Source organism: Eubacterium coprostanoligenes, from assembly GCF_900167205.1.
GTDB classification, from domain to species: Bacteria; Bacillota; Clostridia; order Oscillospirales; family Acutalibacteraceae; genus Eubacterium_R; species Eubacterium_R coprostanoligenes.
Genome location: NZ_FUWW01000012.1, coordinates 1 through 24296 on the forward strand (window position 1 = coordinate 1; position 24296 = coordinate 24296).

Consider the following 24296-nt stretch of genomic DNA (forward strand, 5'->3'; position numbering starts at 1 on the left):
TATCAGACCAAGAACACCTTGGCATAACGGAAAGGTTGAAAGAAGCCACAGAAATGACCAAGAAAGATTTTACAATTATTTGAGCTTTTACTCTTACGATGATTTAATTGTTCAAATGAAACAATATCTCAAACGTTCAAACAACATACCTATGTCTGTTTTGGGTTGGAAATCACCATTACAAAAACGAGCAGAACTCGAATACATCGTTGATTAAAGCCGCCGACAATGTGATGATTTCACTTCGCTACGCTCCGTTTAATCATCACATTGTCCTTTTCCCAATACTTTTTATTTTAATATCTCGGTGTCACATCATTGACAAATGAACATATTTTTATTCTTTAACAAGAACCTTTTCAATTGCTCCGTAATAAATATTGTGATAGTCCTTTTGAGGATACCATCTTTCATCAACGGTTTTGTCGATAAATTGTTCAGGCTCAAATTTGCCCTTTGCCATTTTTCTGCAAACAAGAACAAGTTTTGCTTCCTCAAAATACGGTGCTTTTTCATCAAAAACAGGAGTAATTCCGGCTTCCTTTGCCTTGTCTACATCTCTGCCGCTTTTTGAACCGCACACACCGTGAATTTGATTTTTTAGTTCGGCAGGATAAAAGCTGACTGTGAAATAATCGTTTTTCTCAATAAACTGCTCCGTGTATCTCTGCGGACGGATATAAACGGTTGCTGTGTCAACGCCCCAAAGTTCGCCGACTGCGCCCCAAGACACTGTCATTGTGTTGTAGCCGTCTTTGTCGCCTGCCGTAACAAGTGCCCACTGCTTTGCAATAAGGTCAACAACATTTTCCTTGACCTCGCTGAATTCTATTTCCTTAAACATATATGTCACCTCGTTAATTATATACATTATATACTAATATTATAACACAAAACGCAGTGCTCGTCAAAACGAGTTTGGTCCATTTCAAAAGCGAACAGCCCTCCAAAATTGAAGAGCTGTTTGTCATACATTTGATTACAACGAATATCTTTCTATTTTAACAATTTCTCCGCTGAATTGTTCAAGGTTTCCGTAATTGCCACGAACATTTGACGGGATTTTGCCCTTTTCAACATAGAATTCCATAATATCGCAATTTCTTACTGCGTACTGATGGTTACTGTCGGTGTGTCTGTCCGACTTTTGATCACAAAGAATAACTTTTATGGATTTGCCTGTTGAAAATGTAATGCGGTATCTTGTGCCGATTGTACTGCCATAGAATGAGCCGAGGGCAACGCAATAATAGTCGCCTATCATACGGATGCCTGTTTCCTCATCGGTATAACATTCGTCTGAATTGAGAAGTGCGTACTGCGGTGAACCTTTGGCAGTTACAGCAGTGTAGTAGGCATAGGTTTTTGTTTCGCCCGAAACTTCAGGCAAGCCCATTTCTTCAGGTATTTCCGCTTCAACCGCATCACTGAATCTGTCCTTATGAGCGGAAACCATTTTCACCTTGTAGGTGTAACGAACATTAACTTTTGCTTGCTCATCAACAAATGAGTTTTCACCTTTTACAACACCTATTTTTTCAAATTCCTTGTCGTTGTCGCTTCTGTAAACAACAATTTTTGAATCGTCATAGATATTTTCAACCGTCAATTTGATTCCGTCAGACGATATTTCATCAATCTTAAGTTGTGGTTTCAACGATGTTGTCTTAAAACTTACAATACCCAATGATTCATCGCTGATAGCGGATGCCACCATAAATTTGTATGTTGAATCATCACACAAACCGCTGATTGATATGCCGGTTGTATTTGTGGTTGCATACTCTTCAAAGCCATGCGTAACAGGGTTAAACATATAAATGTTATAGCCCAAGTAAATCTTGTCGCCCGACCACTTGATTTTTGCAGTTGATTCGCCGATGTCATAAGCCTCAACGCTGAACACTTCCGTTTTTTTCGGTTGCATCATATCGAATGTACTTTGAACAAGCGGGGCTTCACCTGTCATTGCCGTTTTTACTCCCGTGTAGTCCTGATGAACCGAGCCGGCATAAGCCGGAACAGACGCACCAAAAACAACGATTGCCGTCATCACGAAAGAAACGATTTTTATTGATAGTCTACTGATAACAAAATCTCCTTTACAAACTTGTAATTTTTGTAACCTTTTTGTAACCGACTAATGTTATATCAAATTTGAAACCAAAAGTCAAATTTTTTTGAAAATAAACTACCTTTTGCACTTTTTAAGTTTAGTAAACAACAAAAACGCCCCTCGAACGAGAAGCGTTTTATCTTTTTTATAACTTATTCGGTTTCAGCCGATTCTGTCACAGCAGGAGCGGTTGTTGTTTCGACTTCGCCGTAAACCTGAAGAATAACCTCTTCGCCGACAGCGGCAATTGAACCTGCTGCCGGAGCAGATGCGTCTGTGTTTTTAACGGTATTTGCAACATGAGTTCCGTCATTGTAAACAGCAACAGTGCTGACCTTGAAACCAAGTTCTTCAAGCTGTTTTGTTGCATCTTCAAGGGTCAAGCCTCTAACATCGGGAACGGTTTGAGTTTGGATACCCTTTGACACGGTGAGAATAATCTCTGTGCCCTCGTCAACAGTTTCGCCTGCATTGACGCTTTGCTTAAATATTATACCCTCCTCGGTATCGGATGAATATTCGCCTTGGAAAGTGAACTTGAACTGCTCATTCCAAGCGCCGTTGTTTTCAATATCGCTTTGGGTGTAGCCTGCGCCGACAAAATTCGGAACTTGGTGGGTTTTAATCGGTGCGGAAGTTGTGGTGTTATCCTTGTTGTTATCAATCAATCCCGAAAACTGCACAACATAAACAGCAGCGGCAATTGCGGCAACAATCAAAATAACAAGCACCCAAACGACTGCCTTGCGTTTTTTGTCGCCCTTGGCATCATCGTAATCGGGATAACCGCCCTTTGCGCCCTCTTGATAAACATCCTCATGCTCAACGGCTGCCTTTGCTCTTACGGCAGGAGCGGCGTCAAGAAGTTCTCTGAAATCATCAACGGTCTTTACTCTCTTTTCAGGATAAACCTGCAAACCGCCGACAAGCGCCTTGATTACATGCATAGGGATTTTTTCGGCAATAGTATTCGGAATCATCAACTTGTCATTTGCCTCTCTTGAAACAGCAGACGGCGGATTTGCTCCGACAAGTGCTCTGTATATGCAAGCCGAAAAGCTGTAAATATCCGTTGCCGCACAAATTCTGTGCTTATTGTCATACTGCTCAAGTGCTGTGTAGCCTTCGTTTTCGGTGAATTCCAAAGCGGTCGCCTTGTCGCTTGCCTCTGTGATTGGAAACGGAGCAAGATGCACCTTGCCGTCTCTGCAAAGAACAAGATTATCCGGTGTGATTGAGCCGTGAACAATACCGTTTGAATGAAGTGCCTCGATTGTTGTGAGAACAGGCATAAACATAAGTCTTGCAGTATCCCAAGAAATATAGCCTTCCTCGTTGCGGAGCAAATACTCACGAAGCGGAACAGATTCTGTTTTTTCAATAATTGCATAATAAGTGCCGTTTGCTTCAACAAGGTCATAAACAGGCACAACGGCAGAAAGGTTGTGGAGCTTTTGCATGGTTGTCCACAAATTGAAAAATGATTTTTTGTATCGTGCAAACTCATTCACAAACTTTTGGCGAACATGAATTTCGTCGCCGTCGTCAAATCTGCTTGCAATCCCCTTTGGGAAAAATTCTCTGATATAAATAGGCTTTTCGATTTGTCCGTCATAACCTGAATAGGTGACGGAATCGCTTTCAACCTTAATAACCTTGCCAACCACATATTTGTCGGCAAGGAGCGTTTTTATTTTAAGATTAATGCTGTCGTTTTGAGTGTTGTTGTCGTAACCGCATTCGGCACAAACAGAACCTTCTGTGAGTTCTTCCCAGCAATTTGCGCAAAGATTATCAAAATCTCTCATAGTATCACTCCGTATATAGTAATCTATTATTTATAATATCAATATAGTTAATCAATGTCAACAATGTCAGTCAAAAATAAATTTGTATTCTTCTTCCATCGCCATTGATGTTGAACAGCTTTTGCAGACAATTATGTGGTCAAGCAGTTTTATTCCGAATTGACTTAACCAATTTGTCAAATTTATTGTAAAATTGATATCCGAAAAAGAAGGCTCGCCGTTGTCAACCAAATGATTGTGAGCCACAACAACATAGCAAGGCTTTTCGGCAACCAACCGTTTCGAAACCTCAACAGGCATTACATTTGCGAAATTTGCCGTTCCCTGCGAAATGTAATCGGATTTGATTACCCTGAAATCCTCATCAAGAGTTATCAACACAACCCGTTCCACATCTTGAAACAAGAGCATATTTTTTGCATACTCAATTGCGCTGTTGACATCAGCGAGGACATCGACGCTTTGATTTTTTCGGAGCTCGATTCTTGCCAAAATATCACGCATAAGCGAAAGATAAGTTGCAACTTGTTCGTTGACCCCGTCAATTTGCATCAATCGCTTGGGAGAAGCAACCGAAACACTTTTCAGATTGTTAAACTCATTCATCAAGTTATCGGCAATCTCTTTACTGTTATTCTTTGCAACAGCAAGTGAAAGTGCTTTTTCAAGAAGCTCAAAATCAGACAAATCGGAACTGCCGTTGAGCAAATAATCATCTTGCAGATTTTCGCACATTTGCTTTTTCAACTCTGAATCCGTCATAGCCTGCCTCCATAAAATACTTATTAAAGTGTACCATTATTGTCGCTTTAATTCAAGAGCAAGTGTGCCATAAAACCACGAGAAAAGCGACAAAAAACCACATCTCAAAAAAAGTTTAAAAAAATTCAAAAAAAGGCTTGACATATCGTTAATAAAGTGATATTATGTGTAAGCACTCGAGAGAGAAGACACATTCCTCCTTAGCTCAGTCGGTAGAGCACTCGGCTGTTAACCGAGTTGTCGTTGGTTCAAGTCCAACAGGGGGAGCCACAAAAAGACAAGTCTATGACTTGTCTTTTTTCTTTATTTAACACCAACAAATGACAAAGCCCTCAGAATTTTTCGAGGGTTTTGTTTTATATACGCTTTTGCTTTTTGTTTGGATTAATCCAAATGCTTTTTGAGGAAGGTTTCGACTGTATTCCAATAAAGTTTTGGGGCAACGGATGACGAAAGTGCGTGGCCTGCGCCTTGAATTGTCAGGATTTCTTTTTCGCAATTCGCTGCCGAATACAGTTCGTTCAACATTCCGTATGGCACAAGTTCATCCTTTGAACCATGGTTGAACAAGGTTGGAATATGGCTCTTTTTGACCTGTTCAACTGCACTTGCCTGCTTAAAATTGTAGCCGTCACGAACCTTTGAAATTGCAGAACTTGCGTTGAGAACAGGAAACCACGGAATGTGCAAAACATTATAGCCGAGCGAGTGAAATTTGTTGACAAAGCCTGCCATATGCTTTGCCTTGCTTGTATATCCGTGGCAGACAAGAGCATATTTTGTGCCGGGATTTTTGAATAATTTGCCGTGCAAACGAAGTGAATCGGACATAATGTAAACATCTTCACCGTTTTCGCCATACCATTTTTTCATCTCCGGAGTGCCGGTCAGTCCGCTGTATTTTGCGCTTGCGTCTTCTTCACTGCCGTTGGTGTTTGTGGCTTTTTGAACAAGGTTGTTGAGCTTGCTCATATGTATCGGTGATTTTGTGTTTATTGAGAAATCATAAAACACTTCTGCCGATATTGCAGTCAAAGCCGTCAGCCCGCAAATTGCGCCAAAAATTGTGCCCACACCCTTTTTTGTTCATAAAAATCCCTCCTGCCTTTTTTTAAATTATATTATAACCGCAAAAGCCGTTGCAAGATTCTTCAAATTATTTTATTATTACAAAAACGAGTTTTTAGCTAAAAATATAACAGCGTGTTAGTTATATGAGATTTAACAGTTTGTTTTATTTTTGTTCATTGTTAGTAGATTTTTTTGCGATATTATTAAATTTGGGATACATCATCAAATTTTTGGATTTTGTTTAGGATGGAAAGTTTCAAATAAAATCTCGAGAACTTATTGGATATACTTGATATAAAATCGAAACAGAGCAATGAAAGGAAAATAAAATGACCAATTTAGAAAATTATATGAAGCAACAGTCTGTTCTCTGCGAGCAGAACGACAGCATTAACAAAAATTTATATGCAGAATACGGCGTTAAGCGTGGACTGCGTGACGAAAACGGACAAGGCGTTTTGACCGGACTTACAAACATTTCAAACATCAAGGCTTTTGACTACCACGATGGGGAAAAATACCCGTGTGACGGCGTATTGTCTTATCGTGGATACAACATTGAAGATTTGGTTGCAGGAAGCAAGGGCAAACGATTTGTCTTTGAGGAAGGCGCATATCTTCTTTTATTCGGTGAGTTGCCGAGCGAAGCACAGCTAAAGGAATTTCAGGACCATTTGTCCGAATGTATGGAACTTCCTACCTACTTTGTAAGAGATGTTATTATGGATTCGCCGACATCGGATATTATGGGCTCAATGACAAGAAGTATTCTCACTTTAGGCTCTTATGACAAGCAGAAAGAACTGCTTGAAATTCCAAATGTTTTGAAACAAAGTATGCAGTTGATTGCAACATTTCCTATGCTTGCCGTTTACGCATACCACGCATATAATCACTACGAAAAGAACGAAAGTATGTACATCCACAGACCTGAAAAGAACCTGTCGTTGGCAGAGAACTTTTTGCGTATGTTAAGACCTGATTTGCAGTTCACAGAGCTTGAAGCGAGGGTTTTGGATGTTGCGTTGCTGTTGCATATGGAGCACGGCGGAGGTAACAATTCAACTTTCACAACAAGAGTTGTAACATCATCGGGCTCGGATACATATTCTGTAATTTCTGCCGCCATGTCATCATTGAAGGGCAAAAAGCACGGCGGTGCAAATCTTATGGTAATGAATATGATGGATGACATCAGAGCACATGTCAATGATTACGCAGACGAGGAAGAAATCGCAGCATATTTGAGCAAAATTCTCAACAAGGAAGCGTTCGACAAAAAGGGGCTTATCTACGGAATGGGTCACGCTGTATATTCAATTTCCGACCCAAGAGAAAGGGTGTTCAAGGGATTTGTTGAACAGCTTGCAAACGAAAAAGGCCGTGGCGATGATATGCTTCTTTATAACAATGTTGAAAAGATTGCACCGATTTTGATTGCCGAACAACGCAAAATATTTAAGGGTGTCAGCCCTAACATCGACTTTTACAGCGGTTTTGTTTATGATATGCTCAATATTCCGAGAGAGCTGTACACTCCGCTTTTTGCAATTGCAAGAATTGTCGGTTGGAGCACTCACCGTTTGGAAGAATTGATAACCACAGACAAAATCATCCGTCCTGCTTACAAGAGCTTGATGGAGCCAAAGGATTATATCACAAGAGAGGAACGATAATATGGGAATTACTAATAATGCGGAGGAATTTTTGCTCAGGATACTCAATTTTGAGATTGTGTTTGAGTTTGCGGAAAAAACAGACTATCTGTTCCTCTACAAAATCAAGGAGTGCATCAAGCATTCGGAATGTCCGGAGGGTGCATATCTTTCCGAAGTGGCAAATTATATGGATTTGTCTATGCCTGCAACATCAAAAATGATAACCAACCTTGAAAAAAAAGGCTACATCATTTGGAAGCTGGACGAGAAAAAAGAGCAAACCTACATTGCTTTGACAAGCAAAGCAATTGAATTGACAAATTGCGAAAAAAACAAAATCATTTCTATTTATGACAAGGTGGTGTCCGAAATCGACCCTGACGATTTGGAAACCACACGAAACACGCTTGAAAAAATCAGGCAGGTTATGGAAGAAACGAAATAAACAAAATGCTGTAAGTTCGACACTTACAGCATTTATTTTTAGTTATACGACATTTAAAGATTAGGCATATTTTTTCTGTTCAAAACTATGCTATAAAACGACAAAATTGACAGAACAGTTTTTTCTCACAGAATGTGCTTGCCCTTGCTTTTGCAGTAATTGTTCACTCTATTCATAAAATAGCATTGAAACTCATCCTCGTGCTTCGGCTTGTCCTTGATTGGTAAGGTACTTCTTCGCCGTACTAAAAAAGGATTTGTTTCAGCGTTTTAGTTTCGCTTATTTCCGCAAATTTCGGTGTCGGAATAAGTTTTAACATAATGTATATCCTTTTATTTATTGGAGTTTATTATACAATTATTTTTAATTTTTGGTAACTGCCAAACGCCCATTGATTGTTGCAGAATTATGTGCTATATTTGTTATGTAGAGCATAGAATTTTGATGTTGCTCAATGAATGATTTTTATTTATAGGAGGAAAAATTATGTACATTGCGTCAAAGGATAGATATTCGGCTATGGAATATAATCGTTGCGGAAGAAGTGGCTTGATGCTTCCGAAAGTATCGCTCGGATTGTGGCATAATTTTGGTGACACGGCTAATTTTGAAAATATGAAATCACTGTGTTTCACGGCTTTTGACAACGGAATCACTCATTTTGATTTGGCAAACAACTACGGTCCACAGCCTGGAAGTGCGGAGAAAAACTTCGGCAGAATTATGAAAGAGGACCTGCGCCCTTATCGTGACGAAATGATAATTTCAACAAAGGCGGGCTATCTTATGTGGGACGGTCCTTACGGTGACTGGGGCAGTCGCAAGTATCTCCTTGCAAGCCTTGACCAAAGTTTACAGCGTATGGGACTTGACTATGTTGACATTTTCTATCATCACAGAATGGACCCCGACACACCGCTTGAGGAAACTATGGGTGCGCTTGCAACAGCAGTCAACAGCGGTAAAGCGCTTTATGTCGGACTTTCAAACTATGACGGAAAGACGCTGAAAAAGGCAACTTCGATTTTGAAAGATTTGAATTGCCCGTTTGTAATCAATCAAAACCGTTATTCGATTTTTGACAGAACGGTAGAAAACAACGGCTTAAAAGAAGCAGTTAGCAAGCTACACAAAGGCTTGATTACATTCAGTCCGCTTGCACAAGGTCAGCTCACCGACCGTTATTTGAACGGAATCCCGGAGGACAGCCGAATCAGAACAGACGGCAGATACCTCAAGGAGAGCACTCTTGACGAGCACAGAATGGAACAAATCCGTCAACTCAACGATTTGGCAAAACAGCGTGGAGAAAAACTTGCCGATATGGCACTCGCTTGGTTGCTCCAAAAAGAGGAAGTCACCAGCGTTTTAATCGGTGCATCAAAGCCACAACAAATCCTCGACAACATCAAGGCAACCGATTCCGCACCGTTCACCAAGGAAGAACTGCAACTCATCGACAACATTTCATTAGGTTGATATAAAACAGTCAAAACCCCTAAAGGGAAACTGAAAACTTTGCCGACTGCATTGTTTTTCAGACTATCCCTCAAGGGGTTATTTTTGTTCATTTCACTTTCTTTACTAATCGCTTTATTGCCATTTCAATTTTCCACCTCTGTTTTATCATTTTTTACCTCATTGAACAACAAAAAGGCTCGATTTCTCGAGCCTTTTTCGACAATATAGATTATTGTTACAAACTATATATTTCCTATTTGTCCATATGGTATCAGATGAAAATTATTCGTGTTTTGCAGCGAATTCTTTTAATAATTTCATTGCAATGACATCATGCTTTTTCGAAAACATATGCCCTCCGCCATCTATAAAATGAAGTTGCACCCGTTTGGACTCTTGCATTCCGATAGGCATCGTACTTTTATATGCTTCTGCCGCACGGTTGGCATAAGAAACATCTACGATTTTATCCTTTGTGCCATGCACGATGCACACCCTGCCGGCGTAGTTCTTAATTTCTGCAAAGGCATCCATTTGCATGACATCCATTGCATAGCAACGCCCCAATTTCATCAGTCCGCAGCGGAAAGTATCGGGAACATTTTGCGGATCAAATTTTACTATCATCATTTTTCCGGCTCTGGCGTCATCCGGGATACACAATGCCGGATAAAACAGGACAAGTTTTTCTATCGGAAAGTTGTTTTTTGCTGCCACCAAAGCAGACACAAAACCGCCCTGACTGCATCCCATCAATAAAATTTTTTCAGAATCTGTATAGGAAAGATTTCTAACATATTCAATGACCGCTTCCAGATCTTTGGTTTCTGTCAGAACAGACATCTCTGTAGTTTTTCCGTCACTTTTTCCACACATAACAGAACCGCCGCAAAAATCAAATGTAAATGCAGCATATCCCATTTCAGCCAAAAAAGCCGCATAATGTTTCACACTGTCTTGCCATGCCATAAATCCGTGACATACGATTGCAATTGGAAGATGATCTCCTTTTGGACGGTAGATTGTTCCACGAATCGCCAATCCATCTCTTTTGCATTCAAAGGTGCTTTCTGTAATTCCATCTGACAAAACAGGTTTCTTAAAAATCATAATTTTTCTCCAAATTCAGTTCTTTAATATCTAATTACTAATTGTTTGTTTTTCTTCATCGACACGATAAAATGTTATATAATTCTTTATAACTGCTTTTCTGTATTTCTTACTTTTCAGCCTATCATTATCGCAAAGGGCATACATCAAAGGATTCAACGAAATATTATCATAACATTTTAATATATCGTCCAACAAATCATTTGCCGCCTTTGGAGCAGACAAATCTTTTGATATATATTGTAGTATATCTGCTAAATCTTTTTCCGCCGGTTGAGTTATTACAAGATTATAGTTCACATTGTTTTCTTAAATCAGAAAGTGCTTTTCTTGCACCTCTGACTTCTCCCTTGCTTATTGCTTCCTCGGCCTCAGCTAACTTTTCCTCTACATCATGAACGAACATATTTTTCTCATATGTTTCCATACTCATAACAACCATATCGCCATAACCGTTTTTAGTAATAAAAACAGGTTCATTACTGCTATGACACATAGCGGATATTTCACTCGTGTTTTTTAAATCTCTGATAGGAATAATCTGTGGCATAAAATCAACTCCTTTATCTTGTGGTTTAATTATACCATAATTATTCCGCATTTTCAAGAATTTATTCAAATAAATAAACATCTATCTTTAAAGTTTTATTACTTTAATCCCTCATTATTTTTTGAAAAGTCTCTCAAATTTTTTGCTCATTTCAATTCGTGTTACGATTTTGATTTGAGCGATGTCTCTCAAAAGCTCTCACGATATTTTAAGGCAAAGAAAAATTACAACAGTTATAATCTTTTTATTCATATTTTTACTTCTAAATATTTTAGACACGCAAATACACACTCATTTCCGTTTCTCCCCTATTTCCCCACGAATTATAAGGGATTAATGTAATCTTACATTTTTTTAAAGGAACCGGCTTATATTCGTCGTACAAGCTTTCATCCGGTTGTTCAACAAAACCGTCTGCAATTATTGTGCCGTTTTCGTTAAACACAAAATCACCATTTGGATTAATTTTTAAAAGCTGCAAGTTTTCACAGTTATCAATGCTTTCTGCACAATATACAACAGGACCTCTTGCAACAGCAACCTTACCTATATTAGCTCTGACAAGATTTGAGCATCTAATTAATTTAACTTTTAAATCAAAAGATATTTCAACATTAGTGTTTTTATTAATACTCAAAACTGCGTAGCCGTTTATCATTTCGTAATCACAATTTATTGTGAAGTTATCACACCAAGCAGGAATTCTTAGTGCCAATTTAAACGGTTTATTAGGCTTAACATATAAAATCACATTACCGCTTGACAAATAATTTGACTGAACATCAATACAGCCGTTTGTAAATTGAGCATTTGCTCCAATATAAAGATTCACAAACAAGGTGCTGCTATTTTCACTAAAGCAATACTCTCCTATTGATGATAAAAAGCGTGCTAAATTAGGAGGACAACAAGCACAACCAAACCATTTTTGCCGCCTTGTTTTAACGTGATTTTTTCTTTCATCCTTTTTTGAAGCAACAGGCAAAACTTCAAGAGGATTAACATAGAAAAAAGATTTTCCGTCACTGCCCATAGAAGCAAGAACCGTATTATAAAGAGCTTGTTCAAACACATCAAAATATGAAGAAATGGGATTAATTTCAAACATACGGCGTGAAAACATTGCAAGACCGATTGAAGCACATGTTTCACAATAAGCCAAATCATTCGGCAAATCATAATCAAATGAAAATGCCTCTCCAACTGCAGTGGAACCTATACCGCCTGTTATGTATAATTTTTTATTTACAATATTATTCCAAATATTTTTACAGGCGTTAAATACACAATCATCTTTTTTAACTTTTGCAATTTCAGCCATACCACGATATAAATAAACACCTCTGACAGCATGACCTACAGCTTCATTCTGCTTAACAGCAGGCATATGTGCCTGATTATATTCATAATCAATACTGTTATCTGTACGATTATAACAGCGCTCAATATCAAAATAATATGGCTTTGTGCCCCTTCTTTTTATAAATAATTCTGCCTGATTTATGTATTTTTCATTTCTTGTTATATAGTATAATTTCACCAAGGCAGACTCGGCTATTTCATGACCCGGATAGCCCTGATTTTTATTATCTCCAAAATAATCACAAATTAAATCAGCAAAGCGAATGGCGGCATTTAATAATTTATTATTGCCGGTGGAATTGTAATATGCCACAGCAGCCTCTGTTAAATGTCCAAAACAATAAAGCTCATGACGGTCTTTTAAATTAGAAAATATTTTACTTCTGTCATTAATTATATAGAGAGTATCAAGATAACCGTTTTCAAGCTGTGCGCTGCAAATTAAATCTACCAAATCATCAACTTGCTTTTTTAAAGCATCATTTTTTTCGTTTACTAAAACATACGAAGCGGCTTCTATCCACTTATATGCATCTGTATCCTGAAAGCACCAACCTAAAAAAGAATTGAAACTGCATTCTGTTTCTTTATATTCCCATTTATCAACCGGAAAAACAGGAACGGGAATACCGGCTTTAAGTGATGAACATACAGAAGATGCCTTTATAAAATTTGAAATACAATAACTTTTAGGTGCACCCGGAATCAAATCGTTTAAAGCATTATACTGATATGGAATAACAACTGTTTTAATTAAATTCAAATATTCATTAAAATAATTGTCATTAACTTTAACTTTATTTAAATGCAAAGGATTTGAAAAATTGTTTATATTCATATTTACCCCTTAAACAAACAATTCACTAACTTTACTTTATCATAAAAACAGCGTGTTTTCAACAACAATCAACAGATATGTTGCAATTCAATCAAAGTAGATTTTGATTTGAGTGATGTCTCTCAAAAGTTTCAGTCATAAATGCCCCAAATCGCAATAAAATGACTTTGAAATTTTGAAATTTGCTGTCTCTTAGAATCTCTCAAAAACTCTCACGATATTTTAAGACAAAGAAAAAATGCCCGAACACCGCTGTAAAAAGCACTATTCGGGCATAAAAATAGGCTGAAAGCAAAACTTCCAGCCTTGTGGCAGATTATATCAACCTGTCAAGTCACGGTAGTATTTGCTTTGCAAATCTCCACCTTAAAGACTTGACAGAACGATGTTACGGGTTTAATTGCACTATAAACCCGTAATAAGAACATCACCCATTACAAAATCACAGATTTTAAATGGGTCCCGATAACCTTGTTACTCGCTTTGCTCGTAATAAAAATCCAAAAACAATATATCGTCAAATTTGTAATATATATTGTGAGTGTTTGTTGTAATATTCAATAATTTGTGCTAAAATATTTTTATTATTAATATTAGTTAGGAGCAAAGATATGGCTGTTCCAAAGTTTTTTGAATTTTTTGAGGCATTTTTAAAAGCTGTTAGCGACGGTGAATTGCATTCGGCTAAAGATGTAAGAAACAATATCGCAAATTCAATGAAATTAACTGAAGAAGATCTTGCTGAAATGCTACCAAGCGGTTCACAACGAACATTTGATAATCGTGTCGCATGGGCAAGGACTTACCTTGACAAAGCTGGTTTAATTGAAACGCCTATGCGAGGAAAATATCATATTACTGAAGAAGGAATACGTGCATTAACCTCAAATGAAAAAATTGACCTTGCATATTTGGAAAAGTCAGAAAAATTTAAAGATTTTCATAATGTAACAACACAAAACACTTCAATTGAAATTCAAGATGAAAAAAATGAAACTCCGCTTGAAATATTAGAATCTGCACACAAACAATATTTAAGTGCTCTAGCCAGTCAATTGATGGATGAGGTAATGAAATTAACGCCTGTTGAATTTGAACGACTCGTAGTAAAATTACTGTTGAAAATGGGATATGGTAGTGGAATTGAAGGTGCAGGAATGGTTACGCAAGCATCCAATGATGGTGGAATTGACGGTATTATCAAAGAAGACCAATTAGGCTTTAGTCATATCTATATTCAAGCAAAACAATGGTCGCTTGAACAAACAGTTGGAAAACCTGAAATTCAAAAATTTGTAGGCGCTCTTCAAGGGCAACAAGCACAAAAAGGACTATTTATTACGACGGCAAGATTTTCATCAGGTGCTATACAGTATGCTAATAATCTTCTTGGTGTAAAAGTAGTTTTAGTTGATGGAAGTGCATTAACAAAACTTATGATTAAGCATAGTGTTGGAGTTTCATTAGAGCAAACATATGAAGTAAAGAAAATTGATAGCGACTTTTTTGCAGAGGAATTATAAAAAGAGGTATAAGAACCTGAACGCAAGCGTTCAGAACCTTGTTACTCGCTTTGCTCGTAATAACGATTCTGCGAATCCTTACTTCTTCGCAGAAGAAGAAAACAGGCACCTGATGGTGCCTGTTTTCCTCTTGGCAGAGGTATAAGGATTCGAACCTTAAATGACGGAGTCAGAGTCCGGAGTGTTACCGTTACACTATACCTCTATATATGCTAATCGCTTTTGCCTAATTATTATAACATACAATTTCAAAAATGCAAGGGTTTTTTTGAAATTTTTGAAAAAAGGTTGACGCAGTGAGTGGGGTGCTCACTGCGTCCTGCTTACAGAGGAGGGGTGTGCCTCTGTTTATATTATGAAGCAAATTAATTATGCCATAATTTTTTTGTAAAGTTCTTTGAGTTCTGCTTCATTTGTATCTCTTGGGTTGCCCGGACGGCAAGCGTCTGCATAAGCGTCTGCTGCAAGAACATCAAGGTCTTCTTCTCTTACCTTTTCATTAACAGCCGGAATGCCTACATCTGCCGAAAGCTTCTTAACAGCGTCAACGGCAGCCTTTCTGTATTCTGCCTGTGACATTTCGTCAACGCCTTCAACACCCATAGCACGAGCGATTTCTCTGTACTTTTCGCCTGTGAAGTCCTCGTTGTATTCCATAACGATAGGGAGCATCATAGCGCAAGCTACACCGTGGGGTGTGTCGTAGTGAGCACCGAGTGTGTGAGCAATTGAGTGAGCAATGCCAAGACCGACATTTGAGAAGCCCATACCTGCGATATACTGTGCAAGAGCCATTCCCTCTCTGTCCTCGGGATTGTTTTCAACTGCACCACGGAGATGCTTTGCAATAAGTTTGATTGCCTCAAGGTGGAACATATCAGACATTTCCCAAGCGCCCTTTGTTATGTAGCCTTCGATAGCGTGTGTGAGTGCATCCATACCTGTTGAAGCTGTGAGTCCCTTTGGCATTGATGACATCATATCAGGGTCAACAACCGCATATTCAGGAATATCGTTTTCGTCAACGCAAACAAACTTTCTTTCCTTTTGAACATCTGTGATTACATAGTTGATTGTAACCTCGGCAGCTGTGCCTGCTGTTGTTGGAACTGCGATTGTAGGAACAGCGTGATTCTTTGTCGGAGCAACGCCCTCAAGTGAGCGAACATCTGCAAATTCTGGGTTTGCAATGATGATGCCGATTGCCTTTGCTGTATCCATTGATGAACCGCCACCGATAGCGATGATTGAATCAGCACCGCAAGCCTTGAAGCTCTCTACGCCGTCAACAACATTTTCGATTGTTGGGTTTGGCTTGATACCCGAATAAACTGTGTATGGAATTTTTGCTTCGTCAAGAAGGTCTGTTACCTTTGAAGTAACGCCAAACTTGATAAGGTCAGGGTCAGAGCAAACAAAAATATGCTTCCATCCCTTTGACTGAGCAATTGGAGCAATTTCCTTGATTGCGCCCTTGCCATGATATGAAATTGTATTAAGTACGATTCTGTTAGCCATAGTGAAAACCTCCGTTTTTCTTTATCAATTTTCTATATTATACCACAATATTTTAAATAAGTATTGTTAATTTTTTAACAATTATTTAAGAATTTTTACTATTTTGGTAAATAATTACAAACTGTTGAGAAAATTTCTGAATTTCGTTTTCTTGCGAGCGGGAACTGTACGATGGTACCGTCCCCGAGCAAAAAACGAAAAACGCCAAAAATGCTGTAAGTATTAAACTTACAGCATTTTTTAAAGTCCCACTGTCAACACTTCGTGTTGCCGCCTCCGTTTAAGGATGCATTAAGCGGTTAGTTTATTTTATTGGCGTGGTTCAGGAACTTTATCGGCAGTTTGATACCACTTGATTTCGTTTGCTTCAAGGTGCAATTCAAAGCTTGTGCCGTCACCGACATAAACAGTTGTGTCCTGTGGCTCATAAGTGTTGTTTACAACGCAGTACTTGCCGTTCTTTACATAAGCGTGAACCTCAACATTGTAGTTTGTTGAATACCAACGATGAAGCTCGTCCTCTGCCGAAGCACTCCACAAAACCGCACGGTAAAGCACACGGCTGTTTTCGAACGAATACGGAAGTCCGCTGATGTAGACACCTCTGCCCTTGCCGAATTCTCTGACAGCCATTTGAACTTCCTCTGCGTGTCTTACGGCAAACGGAAGCTCGGTTGCATTTTGAACAAGAACAGTTGTGCCGTCAAGAGCAACGATATTCTTCTTGCCCTCGCCGAAATCAACATTTCCGCCCTCGGTGTCTGCAAGGATGAAGTGGTCTCTGTGTTCCTCGGTGTTGTATCTGCGAGTGTTGAGAGTGAATCCGTTTTCTTCCTCAACGCCCAAAATATCATTGAGTTGGAAGAACTTGCCCTGCCAATGATGAGCGGCAGGCTCGCCGACACCGATAAATCCACCGCCGTTGAACACAAACTTCTTAACGGCTGTGATGATTTGCTCATCTGCCCAATATTCGCCACCCGACTGTGCTGTGTCTGCATCGCCGACATTGATGATTACATCAAACTTGTCGAGGAAATTGCTGTCGTTCTTAATATCATCAAAGCTGATGAACGAAACATCAAACGGCGCACCGCTCAAAGCCTCGATAACTCCGAAATAAGAATAATTCTGTCTGTAATAAAGACCGTGGTGAACCATATGGTTTGACCAAGAACGCATCTTGCCCCAACAGTTGAGCACTGCAACTTTCTTTACGCAATAAGGTGTTACACCTTGGATATTATCATAAAGTGTGCGGAACTCATCACAAACACCCTTGATATATTCAACAAATTCAGGGAACTTGAGCGCAAGTTTGAGATAACCGCCATAGCCGATACGCTGGATAGGACTTCTCAAAATTGCTCGTCTTGCAGTCACCCAATTTACCTTTGCTTCATAAATAGGGTCGCCGCCCTCACAGAAAACATCAGGGAAGAAATATGGCAAAAATCTGCCCTCGGTATATTTTACATTTTTAATATCGCTGAAAAGACGAAGTGTTGCACCGTTGCCGACACTGCCTACAACAGCGTCAAGACCGATTGATGCAAAGTCATCCATAAACGGCTCCATACCAATCCAGTGGTCGCCCATAAACATCATTGCTTCCTTGCCGTACTCGTGAACAATGTCCACCATTTCTTTGGCAAGTTTGGCAACCTCACGCATTTGGAACTTTTGGAAATCCTTGAATTCCTTTGACGGAATACGATATGTATTGTTCATATAACCCTGGTCAATGATAAACTCCGGACGGAACTTGTAGCCGACTTCTTTTTCGAATTGCTCAAGGATATACGGGCTTACGGATGCCGAATAGCCGAACCAATCAACAAACTTTTCTCTTGCGAATTCATCAAACACAAGAGTGAACTGATGGAAAAATGTTGTGAATCTGACAACATCAACATAATCGTGAGTGTCAAGGAATCTGCGAAGTCTGTCGAGCGAATGTGCTCTTGTCTTTGGCTGACGAACATCAAAGGTAATCTGCGGTTCAACATCTTTCCACTCGTTGACAACAGCGTTGTACATATGAACCGGGTCCCACATAATGTAAGCAAGGAAACTTACTGTATATTCGTGGAACGGTGTGCATTTGTTGATTGTTACATTGCCCGTTGCCTCGTCATATCCCCAATCGGTCGGAGCAACAACCTCACCTGTTGTGCGGTCGATAACCTCCCACCATCTTGTGATGTCGTCACGGTTGTTGACCTTGAGCATATCGGGATAAAGATGGTTCATAAGATGAATTTCAAGAGTTGACTCGGTTGCTGTGTAGAACGGAGTCATAATGTACATCTGCTGAATTTCATCAGGGTTAGCCTTTGCCCATTCGTTATCTTTTCTTGTGGTGTAATAGGTTGCATAAATCTTTGCGCCTGTGTCCTTAAGTTCCTGTGGAAACTCTGTGCCGTCACAGTCACGGATTGCGTCTGCACCCCATTCGTCCATAATTTCAAGGGTTTCCTTAACCACATCCATATCGGTTGGAATGGTTACTCTGCCTTTGCTTTGTGCCATAGTTATACCTCGTTAATCTATAATTTCTATTTTATTATTTTTAAGCGTCATTTTGCCGTGATTTCTCTTGCGTTTGAGCGGAACACTCTTGCGCATATAGAATTCGTTGTCAGCAACATAAGCGTCAGGATTGCCCGACGGACTTAAAATTCCGCCCAAATCGTCATAGCTTACATTATTGACAAATGTATTATGCACGGCTTCGCCAAGGCAGAACATCATACATCCGCCCTCGTTAAGTCTTGAATAGTTATACTTATATGTAGTGCCGTCACCCGAATCGGCATCCCACGGCATACCGTCTTGATTGAGTTTTGTGTCCACACCCTCGTTGTATTGGAGCAAAGCATTTTTGCACTTCCACGGCCAAATCGCAGCCGCAACCTTGCCCATTCTCTTGCCCGGCTTGGTATAAACACGATCGTTCATCTCGGTTGCACAAGTGTCCGAAACATTGTGTTCAACAAGCGGAGTGAGTGCATACATAGGCGTGATTGCGTCACCGCCGATATTCTTTGTGTAGTTACCTGTAATCAAAATGTTGAGGTTGCCGTATTTTTCAAAAGTTTCCTCTTTAAGTTCCTTGCCTGCAAAATCTGCGTGGCGATAGGAATAGCCGACTGCAATTCCCCATCTGCTGACATTCTTTACAAAACAGCCCTCAACAGTTACGCCGTCATATCTTGCAACGCCTGTTTTGCTTTCGTCCTCCGGCTTGAAAGCGGTCATATAAATACCGCCGTTGTTCATATGCTTGTTGTATACATTGCCGTTGACATCGTGAACAAAAAGATTTTTGAGTGTGATTGAGTGAATAGTTCCTCTGTTTTGAGCAACAACGGCAACGCCTGTTCTGTCCCTCTTGTCAGGGTCGCTGTACGCCTCGGGAGTTGTAAACTCCTCTTTGTTTGCAATTTCTATATCACGGATGATGATATTCTCCACATCATAAAGAAGAACGGAGGAAGAAACATCACCCTTGTAAATATGCCCTGCATTGTCGAGCTTTGTGCCGTAATCCTGATACCAAATGCCCTCGCCGTTTGTGTTGATGAACGGAGGACGCTCACCGTCACCGTAAGGTGCAATCTCGATTGCCTCTCCGTCAATGCTTCCGCAATTTTTGAGGTGCAAAAACTGATTGTTGAACACCGAGCCTCTTTCGAGCAAAATCCTGTCGCCTGCGTTGAGCTTGAGCGAATTGACCTTGTCAAGAGTTAAAAAGGCGGTTTGAGGAGTCAAGCCGTCATTATTGTCGTTTCCGTTAAGAGAGCTTGCGTAATATGTTGTTGATTTCATTTTCATATTCCTCCTCTCTTATTTTCTTGTACACAACATCTCGTGATTCTTTGAATCTGAACCTGTCGCCGTTATATCGGGTGAACAAGTCCTTGTTGAGTTTGTAGTATTCCTTAAGCTGTGGTTTTTCAATAGGCTTGTAGCTATACTTGATGCCCTTTTGTTCCGACACAAAATCAAGTCTGAAACGAGTGAGTTCCCAATCAAGATACGCTGTCGGTGTAAACTGCTTCAAGCCATAAACAATCTCGCCGTTATCAAAAGCAGTTTTGCGCTTGGCATTTTCGTTTTTACATCTTGACACAACTGCATCAAGACTGCTGTCGTCAATCAGTCCGAGCTGTTCGGCAAAAACAAGGCACGCTTTTGCGTATTTTTCTTCCCTATCGCTCGTGAAAAAAATATTATTCATAGTCCCTCTCCGATTGTTATTTATGCCAGACTGCAAGCCACAATTTTTGAGCTAAAAGTTGCAAATTGACATATCCCGTTTAATTATAATATATAATACAATCAATATTCAAGGTACAATCAAAACTATATGGTAAAAAAACTGTCGGATTTTTTGGCTATTATTACTAAAAAATACCGCCTTATTTTGCTTGAAAGAACGCCCGATTTTTGGTAAACTGAATGTATCACACAAAAAAGGAAGTAACTATGGATATAGTAAAACAATTAGAGCTTGAATTTTCGTTAAAGCCTTGGCAGGCAGAAAACACGGTGAAGCTCATTGATAACGGAAACACAATTCCGTTCATTGCACGATACAGAAAAGAAGCCACAGGTTCGCTTGACGACCAATTGTTGAGAGAGCTGAACGACAGACTAAACTATCTCCGCTCATTAGAGGAGCAAAAAGAAAAGATTGTTGCATCCATCACCGAGCAAGAAAAGATGACGGACGACATTGCAAAATCTATCGAAAACGCAAAGACGATGACGGAACTTGAGGACATCTACCGTCCGTTCCGTCCAAAGAGAAAAACAAGAGCCTCCGTTGCAAAGGCACTCGGACTTGAACCGCTTGCAGAGGCAATCTACGCACAGGAAAAAGGCACTCCTGAGCCGGAAATTTTGGCAGAGGACTACCTGACCGATGAGGTTGCAGACATTGAAAGTGCACTTCAAGGTGCAAAGGACATCATTGCAGAGCTTGTGTCCGACGACCCGAACGGCAGAAAACTCATCCGCTACGCTGTGCACAACAACGGTATGCTCACATCAAAGGGAGCAGATGACGACCTCGGCGTGTACGAAATGTACAAGGAATACAGCGAGCCTGTAAAATCCATTGCAGGGCACAGAGTTTTGGCTGTCAACAGAGGCGAAAAAGAGGGCAAACTCAAGGTCGAAATTGAATTTGACAAGACCATTGCCACCGACCTTTTGTTCAACATCCACTGCAAAAACAACACCAAGGCGACCGACCTTGTTATCGAAGCTGTTGAAGATTCATTCAACAGACTTATCTTCCCATCTATCGAAAGAGAAATCCGCAACGAACTGACCGCCAACGCCTGCGAAGCATCAATCAAGGTATTTGGCGAAAACACTCGTCAGCTCCTTATGCAACCGCCTGTAAAGGGCAATGTCACAATCGGGCTTGACCCGGGCTATCGCACAGGATGCAAGGTTGCTGTTATCAGCGAAACAGGCAAGGTGCTCGACACGGGAGTTATTTATCCTGCACCGCCACACAACAAAATTGAAGAAGCAAAAAAGACAATCACCGCACTTGTGAAAAAATATAATGTAAAGATGTTTGCAATCGGCAACGGCACGGCATCGCACGAAACCGAGGTGTTTGCGTCCGACCTTATCAAAGAACTTGACTGCGGAATAACCTATATGGTTGTCAGCGAAGCGGGTGCATCAGTTTACAGTGCATCAAAACTTGCGGCGGAGGAATTTCCGCAATTCGATGTCAGCCTGCGTAGTGCGGTCAGCATTGCAAGACGACTTCAAGACCCGCTTGCAGAGCTTGTAAAAATCGATCCAAAGGCAATCGGAGTTGGTCAATATCAACACGATATGCCACAAAAAGAACTGTCGGCAGAGCTTGACGGCGTGGTTGAAAGCTGTGTAAACAGCGTCGGCGTTGACCTCAACACCGCATCACCGCAATTGCTGTCAAGAGTTGCAGGTGTTTCAAGTGCAGTGGCAAAAAATATTGTTGCATACCGTGAAGAAAACGGCTCGTTTACATCAAGAAGCGAATTGAAAAAAGTTGCAAAATTAGGACCAAAAGCATTTGAACAATGCGCAGGTTTTCTGCGTGTTGCAGAAAGCAAGAATGTGCTTGACAACACCGCCGTTCACCCGGAAAGTTATTCGGCGGCAAAGGAGCTTTTGAAGGTTTGCGAAGTCTCTGAAAGCGACATCAAATCGGGCAACATCACAAAACTTCAATCGCAGGTGCAAACAATCGGAACATCGGCACTTGCACAAAAACTTGACATCGGTGAGCCGACCCTCGTTGACATTGTGAGCGAACTTTCAAAGCCGGGTCGTGACCCAAGAGATGAACTGCCGAAGCCACTTTTACGCACAGATGTTATGGGCATGGAGGACTTGAAAGCCGGAATGGAGCTCAACGGCACGGTCAGAAATGTTATCGACTTTGGTGCGTTTGTTGACATAGGCGTGCATCAAGACGGACTTGTGCACATCAGCCAAATCACAAACCGCTACATCAAGCATCCGTCGGATGTGCTCAAGGTGGGCGACATTGTGACCGTTTGGGTACTCTCCGTTGATGTTGACAAAAAGCGAATTTCGCTGACCATGAAAAACCCTAACGAAATGAAAGACAAAAAATAACAGCAAAATAAAAATCCGTAAGCATGATGTTTACGGATTTTTTGCTTATGAAGTTATAATCGCCAACACATAATCGCCGAGAAATTGAAGTTCGGCGGTTATTTTTTTGCCGTCAAGGATAATCGACTTGCCTCGGGTGAGTGGCAAAACTTCAACCCCGTCAAACAGCATTTTTATGCCATCTCCCGTGAGTTTTGACAACGCCTCTTTGAGCGTCCACAGAACGGTCAACCTCACCTCATCATCGCTTGCCCACTCTTGTTCCGACGAAGTGAAAAATCGGGAAGAAACAGTCGTTTTCACCCTGCCGACTTCTTCAATATCAATCCCGACCGGACAATCAAAAACAGCCAGAACACAACGATTTCCGCTATGCGATATGCTGATATATCTGCCATCGGTCAGATACGGCTTGCCGTTGTCGGTATACTGAATTTCGCCCTCGCTTATTCCGGCTTTGTCAAGCAAAACAGCGGTGCAAAGGCACAAATCCGCATCCGATTTTTCTTTATATCCGAGTGATTTTTTGTATCTCTCGGGATAGTTTTTTTCAATAAATTCAACCGCTGTCGGAGTTAATTCAACAGCGGTCATCATATAAATTTTGCTCATTAAAAATAAAAATATCTCTGCATAAATTCTTCTACTTTAGGGGCATAAACCTTGTTGTAGCCCGCCTTTGTAGGTGATGACGAGTCAACCATATAGAGTTTTCGTTCGCTCTTGTCAAACGAAATTTCATCATTGTTATAAAAATTTATCACCTTTGAGCCCCATTTTTCGGCAACTGCATCGGCAGCCTCTGCAATCTCGGCATACTTCTTGTCGTCATTGGTAGGGCAAGTAATGAACACTACCTTACAACCCCAATTCAAATCTGCGCTTGCACAAAGATATTCCATTGCTCCGTAAAGAGTAGTTGTGTCGTAATCGCCAATGTAATAGCTTGAGGATAGTTCGCCGTTGTTTTGTCTGCCCTTTGCATTGCAAGCAGGAACTTCGCAAAAAACGACTTTTGGATTAGTGTTTTCTTCGACCGCTTTGCTGAAACTATAAGCAAGAGTTTCCTCACCTTTTCCGTTGAGTTTGTAGCCCTCACCGCCGTATTTTTTGCACTTTATGCCATCAACAGCCTCAAGATAATCAACAAACGACTGACCGTCCGACTTTGCACCAAAGGTGAAATCCGAACCCAAAAATACATATGGGTCGCCCTGCATAACAGAATCCTCGTTCTTTTTGAGTTTTTCAACATTGTATTCATCGTTGTTTCCCTTGCTGATTGAACCTGTTTGCTTGCCGTTAATCAAAAAAATGCCAACAAACACAAGAGCCAACGCCAATGCGATTGAAACAAATTTTATAACTTTATTTTTGGTTGCTTTATTCATCAAATTTATTCCTTAAACATTATATAACA

21 protein-coding genes and 2 tRNA genes are annotated in these 24296 nt (G+C 40.2%); 7 read left to right on the top strand and 16 right to left on the bottom strand.

All coding sequences use genetic code 11. The features are described from left to right. A partial coding sequence (locus tag B5D29_RS05900; protein WP_143406739.1) for an integrase core domain-containing protein occupies positions 1-217 on the top strand: 217 nt, incomplete at its 5' end. A 120-nt stretch (positions 218-337) separates the two neighbouring features. Here the strand turns inward: B5D29_RS05900 and B5D29_RS05905 are convergent. From B5D29_RS05905 to B5D29_RS05920, 4 genes are all read right to left on the bottom strand, one after another. After that, the gene (locus B5D29_RS05905) at positions 338-844 is read right to left on the bottom strand and encodes a flavin reductase family protein (protein WP_078768663.1); all 507 of its coding nucleotides are present in this window, start codon (positions 842-844) and stop codon (positions 338-340) included. Positions 845-979: 135 nt separating this feature from the next. Further along, positions 980-2053, bottom strand: a complete 1074-nt coding sequence (locus B5D29_RS05910; protein WP_078768664.1) for a fibronectin type III domain-containing protein — start codon at positions 2051-2053, stop codon at positions 980-982. A 215-nt stretch (positions 2054-2268) separates the two neighbouring features. Beyond that, positions 2269-3924, bottom strand: coding sequence for a PASTA domain-containing protein (locus tag B5D29_RS05915; RefSeq protein WP_078768665.1), 1656 nt, complete (start codon positions 3922-3924; stop codon positions 2269-2271). A gap of 66 nt (positions 3925-3990) precedes the next feature. Next, a complete protein-coding gene (locus B5D29_RS05920) occupies positions 3991-4686 on the bottom strand; it encodes a JAB domain-containing protein (protein WP_078768666.1) in 696 nt (231 codons plus the stop codon). Positions 4687-4880: 194 nt separating this feature from the next. Here B5D29_RS05920 and B5D29_RS05925 point away from each other — a divergent pair. Next, a tRNA-Asn gene (locus B5D29_RS05925) sits at positions 4881-4956 on the top strand. Between the two features lie 114 nt (positions 4957-5070). On the opposite strand, the gene B5D29_RS05930 is transcribed toward B5D29_RS05925, so the two are convergent. Then, the gene (locus B5D29_RS05930; protein ID WP_078768667.1) at positions 5071-5760 is read right to left on the bottom strand and encodes an alpha/beta hydrolase; all 690 of its coding nucleotides are present in this window, start codon (positions 5758-5760) and stop codon (positions 5071-5073) included. Between the two features lie 326 nt (positions 5761-6086). Here B5D29_RS05930 and B5D29_RS05935 point away from each other — a divergent pair, with 326 nt between their 5' ends. From B5D29_RS05935 to B5D29_RS05945, 3 genes are all read left to right on the top strand, one after another. Then, positions 6087-7433: a citrate/2-methylcitrate synthase gene (locus B5D29_RS05935; protein WP_078768668.1), complete on the top strand. Its 1347-nt coding sequence runs from the start codon at positions 6087-6089 to the stop codon at positions 7431-7433. A gap of 1 nt (position 7434) precedes the next feature. Beyond that, positions 7435-7860, top strand: a complete 426-nt coding sequence (locus tag B5D29_RS05940) for a MarR family winged helix-turn-helix transcriptional regulator (protein ID WP_078768669.1) — start codon at positions 7435-7437, stop codon at positions 7858-7860. Positions 7861-8346: 486 nt separating this feature from the next. Further along, positions 8347-9339 carry an aldo/keto reductase gene (locus tag B5D29_RS05945; protein WP_078768670.1) on the top strand — a complete coding sequence of 331 codons (993 nt, stop codon included), beginning with the start codon at positions 8347-8349 and terminating at the stop codon, positions 9337-9339. A gap of 264 nt (positions 9340-9603) precedes the next feature. On the opposite strand, the gene B5D29_RS05950 is transcribed toward B5D29_RS05945, so the two are convergent. From B5D29_RS05950 to B5D29_RS05965, 4 genes are all read right to left on the bottom strand, one after another. After that, on the bottom strand, positions 9604-10431 hold the full coding sequence (locus B5D29_RS05950) for an alpha/beta hydrolase family protein (RefSeq protein WP_078768671.1): 828 nt from the start codon (positions 10429-10431) through the stop codon (positions 9604-9606). A gap of 30 nt (positions 10432-10461) precedes the next feature. After that, positions 10462-10731 (bottom strand): type II toxin-antitoxin system RelE/ParE family toxin, encoded by a 270-nt coding sequence (locus B5D29_RS05955; RefSeq protein WP_078768672.1) that lies wholly within the window; start codon positions 10729-10731, stop codon positions 10462-10464. Next, positions 10721-10981 carry a type II toxin-antitoxin system Phd/YefM family antitoxin gene (locus B5D29_RS05960; RefSeq protein WP_078768714.1) on the bottom strand — a complete coding sequence of 87 codons (261 nt, stop codon included), beginning with the start codon at positions 10979-10981 and terminating at the stop codon, positions 10721-10723. Before B5D29_RS05960 ends, B5D29_RS05955 begins: the two co-directional genes overlap by 11 nt. 271 nt (positions 10982-11252) lie before the next feature. Beyond that, complete coding sequence (locus B5D29_RS05965) at positions 11253-13181, bottom strand: glycoside hydrolase family 127 protein (RefSeq protein WP_078768673.1); 1929 nt, start codon at positions 13179-13181, stop codon at positions 11253-11255. 611 nt (positions 13182-13792) lie between these two features. On the opposite strand from B5D29_RS05965, the gene B5D29_RS05970 reads away from it, so the two are divergent. Next, on the top strand, positions 13793-14704 hold the full coding sequence (locus B5D29_RS05970) for a restriction endonuclease (RefSeq protein WP_078768674.1): 912 nt from the start codon (positions 13793-13795) through the stop codon (positions 14702-14704). A 131-nt stretch (positions 14705-14835) separates the two neighbouring features. Here B5D29_RS05970 and B5D29_RS05975 read toward each other — a convergent pair. From B5D29_RS05975 to B5D29_RS05995, 5 genes are all read right to left on the bottom strand, one after another. Continuing rightward, positions 14836-14909, bottom strand: a tRNA-Gln gene (locus B5D29_RS05975). A gap of 164 nt (positions 14910-15073) precedes the next feature. Then, on the bottom strand, positions 15074-16222 hold the full coding sequence (gene fucO / locus B5D29_RS05980) for a lactaldehyde reductase (RefSeq protein WP_078768675.1): 1149 nt from the start codon (positions 16220-16222) through the stop codon (positions 15074-15076). 309 nt (positions 16223-16531) lie between these two features. After that, complete coding sequence (gnpA, locus tag B5D29_RS05985; RefSeq protein ID WP_078768676.1) at positions 16532-18754, bottom strand: 1,3-beta-galactosyl-N-acetylhexosamine phosphorylase; 2223 nt, start codon at positions 18752-18754, stop codon at positions 16532-16534. Between the two features lie 12 nt (positions 18755-18766). Beyond that, positions 18767-20053, bottom strand: coding sequence for a polyhydroxyalkanoate depolymerase (locus B5D29_RS05990; RefSeq protein ID WP_242941754.1), 1287 nt, complete (start codon positions 20051-20053; stop codon positions 18767-18769). After that, entirely contained in the window at positions 20019-20465 is a 447-nt protein-coding gene (locus B5D29_RS05995; RefSeq protein ID WP_078768678.1) for a hypothetical protein, read from the bottom strand. Before B5D29_RS05995 ends, B5D29_RS05990 begins: the two co-directional genes overlap by 35 nt. A gap of 248 nt (positions 20466-20713) precedes the next feature. Here B5D29_RS05995 and B5D29_RS06000 point away from each other — a divergent pair, with 248 nt between their 5' ends. Further along, on the top strand, positions 20714-22876 hold the full coding sequence (locus B5D29_RS06000) for a Tex family protein (RefSeq protein WP_078768679.1): 2163 nt from the start codon (positions 20714-20716) through the stop codon (positions 22874-22876). A gap of 45 nt (positions 22877-22921) precedes the next feature. Here the strand turns inward: B5D29_RS06000 and B5D29_RS06005 are convergent, their stop codons facing one another. Further along, positions 22922-23488: a 4'-phosphopantetheinyl transferase family protein gene (locus tag B5D29_RS06005; RefSeq protein WP_078768680.1), complete on the bottom strand. Its 567-nt coding sequence runs from the start codon at positions 23486-23488 to the stop codon at positions 22922-22924. Then, on the bottom strand, positions 23488-24267 hold the full coding sequence (locus B5D29_RS06010) for an SGNH/GDSL hydrolase family protein (RefSeq protein WP_078768681.1): 780 nt from the start codon (positions 24265-24267) through the stop codon (positions 23488-23490). The genes B5D29_RS06005 and B5D29_RS06010 overlap by 1 nt, the downstream gene beginning before the upstream one ends. Between the last annotated feature and the right edge of the window lie 29 nt (positions 24268-24296).